Below are 5,229 nucleotides of genomic sequence, written 5' to 3'. Positions count from 1 at the left end.
AAAAGTACAACAACGAGTGCGGGCCAGCCTGAAAGACCCGAAGGGCGCGGCCTGGAGCGCCCATCTGCTGCGCCTTGCCTCTCGGAAAGGGAACCACCCTGACCATCGAGACAAGACACAACAGCTGAACGCTCCAGGCCACGCTGAGTACGCAAGGAGTTATTCAGAGGCTCCTCAAATCCTTTTCCCAGTCCTTGTCGCTGGACGTTTGAGGTGGGGCGCGCGGATGACGGCGAGGTGACGATTTATCTGCCCGGTGCGCCGGACCCCTGGTCGGGTTCGCTGATTCAGGTTACAGCGGATCGTGTTGAACGGCTGACCATGAGTATGCCACAGGCGGTGAGTTATATTCGTAACCTGGGCCGTGAGCGGGGTGCTGGAAAGCCGAGTTAACGGTCTGTATGGTCATAGAGAACCAGGGGTTTGTGCGGCTACCACTGACCAGTCTGTTTGGCGAATAGGGATGTTTTGTATGGCGAAGAATGCTGTGTTGCGAAATTCAACCATTCTTGTGCCGGTGTTCGTGCCGGCGGTTATCGTTGCGATATTGCTGATTATTGGCACCATCAGCGATCCGGAGCTGGCGGGGCAGGCGTTTTCATCTGCCCAGTCCTGGATCACCGTTAACTTCGGTTGGTTCTATATGCTGGTGGTGGCGCTGTTCTTTATCTTTATCGTCGGCATCAGTCTGACTTCCTGGGGCAACATCAAGTTGGGGCCCGACCATTGTGAAGCGGAGTATTCGTTTCCGGAATGGTTCGCCATGTTGTTTTCGGCGGGTTATGGCATCGCGCTGTTGTTCTTCGGTGTGGCCGAACCCGTGCTGCATTATGCCGAGCCGCCAGTGGGCGCTGCGCAAACGGTGGATGCGGCGAAACAGGCCATGCAGATTGCATTCTTCCACTGGGGCTTTCATATCTGGGCGATTTACGGCCTGGTCGGCCTGGTGATGGCGTATTTCGCCTTCCGTCACGGCTTGCCGTTGTCCATGCGTTCGGCGTTTTATCCCCTTATTGGTGAAAAAATTTACGGCCCGATCGGCCATGCCATCGACGTGTTTGCCATTCTGGGCACCATGTTCGGTATCGCCACCACCCTGGGTTTGTCGGCGGCGCAGATTAATGCCGGGCTGAATTACCTGTGGGATGTGCCGGTGGGCAACATGGTGCAGATCAGCGCCATTGCCATTGTTACCGCGCTGGCGACGGTGTCGGTGGTAGCAGGGATGGACAAGGGTGTGAAGCGCCTGTCGATTCTGAATATGGTGTTGGCCGTGACACTGATGCTGTTCGTATTTGTGGTTGGCCCCACCGTGCATATTCTGGAAAGTTTTGTTCAGAATACGGGCAGTTACCTGAGCAATATTGTCGAGCGTACGTTCAATTTGCAGGCGTATACGCACAGTGACTGGATCGGCAACTGGACCCTGTTTATTTTCAGCTGGACCATCGCCTGGGCGCCCTTTGTGGGCTTGTTTATTGCGAAAATCAGCCGTGGCCGAACCATTCGCCAGTTTGTGGTCGGGGTGATGCTGGTGCCCAGTATCTTTACCTTCCTGTGGTTCTCGGTGTTTGGCGATACGGCACTGAATGCGATCATGGAGCGAGGCTATACCGAGCTGGTCAGCCAGGTGCAGGCAGACAAGGCGGTGGCCCTGTTTCAGCTGTTTGATCACTTGCCCTGGTCCACGCTGGTGTCGTTCCTGGCGGTGTGCCTGATTGTGACCTTCTTTGTGACGTCGTCGGATTCCGGCTCGCTGGTGGTGGATTCGCTGGCGTCTGGTGGTGTGCTGGAAACCCCTGCCTGGCAGCGGATTTTCTGGGCGGTACTGGAAGGGGCGATCGCATCGGTGCTGCTGCTGGCCGGTGGTTTGAGTGCGCTTCAGACGATGACCATGGTGAGTGCACTGCCGTTTGCGATTGTCATTCTGCTGGCCGCCGTGGGCATGTGGCGGGCGCTGGTGATCGAGGGGCACCGGGAAACCAGTTTGCAGGCGCACATGGCCCACAGCCGGCATATGACCGGCAGCCAGTGGCGCCATCGCCTCACCGCCATGATCCGTTACCCTTCCCGCGAGGAGGTGGAATCCTTTATTCGTGAAACGGCCATGTCCAGCATGAACAAGGTAGTGGAAGAGCTACGCAAGGCGGGCTGGGATGCCACGGTGAATTTCGACGAGCAGTTTATCCGTGCCGAGCTGGTGGTGAACCGTGATGAGCATGTGGGCTTTATTTATGACATCCGCCTGATTACCACGCCGGTGCCGGAATATGCCTACAGCAGCCGCGAGGCCAAGGTGAGCGATGCCCATGAGTATTGCCGCGCCGAGGTGTTCCTGCGCCGTGGTGGCCGTTCCTACGATGTGTTCGGTTACGATGAGGTGGATATCATCCGCGACATGCTCGACCAGTTTGAAAACTACCTGCACTTCCTGAATGTGGCCCCGGGCAAGCTGCCCTGGGAAATGGCGGAGCACGATGATCTGCTGCGCGATCAGCCCGGTGACCCTAGTGAAGGCAATGACGGAGAAGACGATGGCAGCGTGAAGCCGGTGTAATGATTCACTAACCGAAACGCTGTTATCGCCAGGCGCCCCACATGTTGGGGCGTTTTTCGTTTCAGGGCGAAGTCGGATTACGCCTTTAGGCTCTCTGTGCCCTTGGGTAAATCGGACCTGCAAAACCAGACGACTCTCTGGTTTGTAGGTTGAATTAGCCTGAAAGGCGTAATCCAACATTTAGGGTCGTCAAAACTCGAAGGGTGAGAGTTCAGCGTTTGCGCGCCAGTTTTTCCAGGCTCATCAGGGTATCCAGATAGTTCACGAAGTGTTCCAGATATGCAGGCGACAGCTCGCGCAGGGTTTCGATGGAGCGGGCCACCAGCCGGTGCGAATTGAGCGGGCCGGCGTCGCTGGGGGTCTGGGTAATGGCATCGTCGATGCGCTGGCGTGCCCGGTGTGCCTGGCGCTGGTGGCGAAGCTGGCGCAGGGCGCTCAGCTCCCGTTGCCTGGGCGGCGGGGATGGGGCGCTGGCGCCATTATCTGCCAGTACCCGGGTTTCCTGTTGTTTCAGCAAGCCTGCCAGAGTGTTGCCTTCTTCCGGGCTGTCATCCGCTGGTGGGTTGCTGTAGGCCTGCTGTAAGGGCGCAAACGGTGAAGACGTTACTGGCTGGGGTCGCCGTAGCAGGGAGCGGAACTGGCCGGGATTGTCGGTGGCTTCCCCGGCGCGTTGCAGGGTCTCTCTTGCCTGATGCAGCGCATCTTCGTACTCGGCCAGTTGGGCGGTCAGTTTGCCCTGTGTGCGGATGGGAGGCTCACGCAGGGCAGCCAGCCGCCGGGCCAGGCTGTTCAGGTAATGGAACTGCACCGGCTCGAAATGTTCCGCGCCCTGTTCGCGCAGGGCGGCTAGCCGCTCCAGCAGGGCGCCCAGTGCGGGCGAGGGCGCGGCGTGATCAGGGGGCATCGGCTGCCTCGCTTTGCCTGGGCACCGTGGTCAGCTCCACCCGGCGGTTACGGGCACGGCTGTCGGCGTTGTCGTTGGGGGCCACCGGCTGGTTGTCGCCGAAGGCGGCGGCGAAGACCTGGTCCGCCGGCATGCCCTGTTCGATCAGGGTGCGGGTGACGGTGAGTGCTCGCTGCGCCGACAGGCCCCAGTTATCCGCGTAACGGCCGTTGCCCCGGTTGATGGGCAGGTCGTCGGTGAAGCCGCTGACCATGAGCATGTCGTCGTGCTGGCTGAGGAATACCTGCAGTGGTTTGACCAGATCGCTGAGCAGGGCTTCGCCTTCCGGTTGCAGCTGGTCGGAGTTGAGCTGGAACAGCACGCTGCCGCTGATGCCGATGCGGCCATTGTGAAAGGTCACCCGGCCGCTGGCCAACGGGTCGGCCAGTGCTTCTTCCAGTGCCATGCGGCGCTGTTCTTCGGCGAGGCGTTTGGCTTTTTCCTGTTCCAGAGACTGGCTCAATTCCAGCTGGATGCCGATCACCCACACCAGCAGCAGCACCAGAATGCCCACCAGGGCGGCCATCAGGTCCGAGAAGATGGCCCAGACCGGCGAGGCCTGGGCATCGCTGTCGTGTAATTCGTCCATCAATTGACCTCGGAAGCCGTGCGCTGGCCATCCTGCGCGGGCGCTTCGCCATGGCGCAGGCTGGCCAGGGCATCGATCACGTCTTTCTGCGAGGCCATGCTCAGCTCGATTACCTCGCGGGCCTGCTCCACGTAGTAGCCCAGTTGCTCGTCGGCGCGGGCGGCGGATTTCTCCAGTGAGGTTTCCACCTGGTGCAGGTTGTCCAGCAGGGTGTCGTTGGCGCTGCTGAACACCTGCACGGCAGCGGCAAAGGCGTCGCTGAGGCTGGCCACTTCGGCGGCACTGCCGGTGACGTCGCCGGCCACCTGATTCAGGCGGCTGGCCTGGTCGCTGACCTGTTGCGAGAAGGTGTCGCTGACCTGGCTGAGCGTCTCGCTGGAGGTGCGGATCAGGGTGTCGATGGCGTTGCGCTGGGCATCGGCGGCGGCTTGCTGGCCAGAGAGCAGGGTGTCCAGCTCGGTCATGATGCGGCGGCGCTCTTCCAGCAGTTCGTTATCCCGCTCGCTGCTGTGGGTCATTTCCTCGCGCAGGCGGGTGATCACCTCAGCGGCGGCCTTCGGGGTTTGCGAGGCGGTTTCGATCAGGCGAGTCATGGGCGCTTCCAGAGCGGTGCCCAGGCGGCCCAGATGCTCGGTGACGGTGGCCTCCAGCCCGGCCAGGCGTTCGCTGGCGGCATCGCCACGGGCCGCTTCCTGGTCGCGCAGGGCATTCAACTGTTCGCCCAGCTGGGTGATCAGGCTGTCCATGCCGGTTTGCTGGCCGCTGAGCAGCCCGGCGGCGCTGTCGCGGAATTCGCTGTTGTGTTCGTGCAGGGCGCTACGGATTTCGCTGACCAGCGTGGCCACGGTGCGTTGTTGCTCGCCGAGGCCGGTTTGCCAGTGCTGGGCGGCCTGTTCGGTGCTGGCCTGGAATTGCCCGGCGATGGCGGCAAACTGCTTCTCGCTGTGTTCGGCCACGGCCTGTTGGCTGCTCTGTAGTTGTTCAAGCAGGTCCGCGCCGCTGGCCCGGTGGGCTTCCAGTCCGGCGTTCCAGTCTTGTAGTGCCTGACGGGTGACAGCCTGGAATTCACCGGTGATGCTGGCCAGCTGTTGCTCGCTGGCACTGCCAAGTTGTTGCTGGGTATCGCGGACCTGTTGCAGC

General features: G+C 60.9%; 5 protein-coding genes. 2 read left to right on the top strand and 3 right to left on the bottom strand.

Annotated features, from left to right (window positions below; all coding sequences use genetic code 11):
• Positions 1 to 213 precede the first annotated feature (213 nt).
• Positions 214 to 393 carry a hypothetical protein gene (locus A3730_RS16390; protein WP_063520696.1) on the top strand — a complete coding sequence of 60 codons (180 nt, stop codon included), beginning with the start codon at positions 214 to 216 and terminating at the stop codon, positions 391 to 393.
• A gap of 79 nt (positions 394 to 472) precedes the next feature.
• Positions 473 to 2,557: a BCCT family transporter gene (locus A3730_RS16385; RefSeq protein ID WP_063520697.1), complete on the top strand. Its 2,085-nt coding sequence runs from the start codon at positions 473 to 475 to the stop codon at positions 2,555 to 2,557.
• 211 nt (positions 2,558 to 2,768) lie between these two features.
• Here A3730_RS16385 and A3730_RS16380 read toward each other — a convergent pair whose 3' ends face one another.
• From A3730_RS16380 to A3730_RS16370, 3 genes are all read right to left on the bottom strand, one after another.
• Positions 2,769 to 3,461 carry a DUF2894 domain-containing protein gene (locus A3730_RS16380; protein WP_063520698.1) on the bottom strand — a complete coding sequence of 231 codons (693 nt, stop codon included), beginning with the start codon at positions 3,459 to 3,461 and terminating at the stop codon, positions 2,769 to 2,771.
• A complete protein-coding gene (locus tag A3730_RS16375; protein ID WP_063538460.1) occupies positions 3,451 to 4,089 on the bottom strand; it encodes an OmpA family protein in 639 nt (212 codons plus the stop codon). Before A3730_RS16375 ends, A3730_RS16380 begins: the two co-directional genes overlap by 11 nt.
• The coding region (locus A3730_RS16370; RefSeq protein ID WP_156501227.1) for a DUF802 domain-containing protein at positions 4,089 to 5,229 on the bottom strand (1,141 nt) is incomplete at its 5' end. The genes A3730_RS16370 and A3730_RS16375, both read right to left, overlap by 1 nt.

The organism is Alcanivorax sp. HI0044 (assembly GCF_001634945.1).
This window is presented reverse-complemented; position numbering and strand designations above follow the sequence as displayed.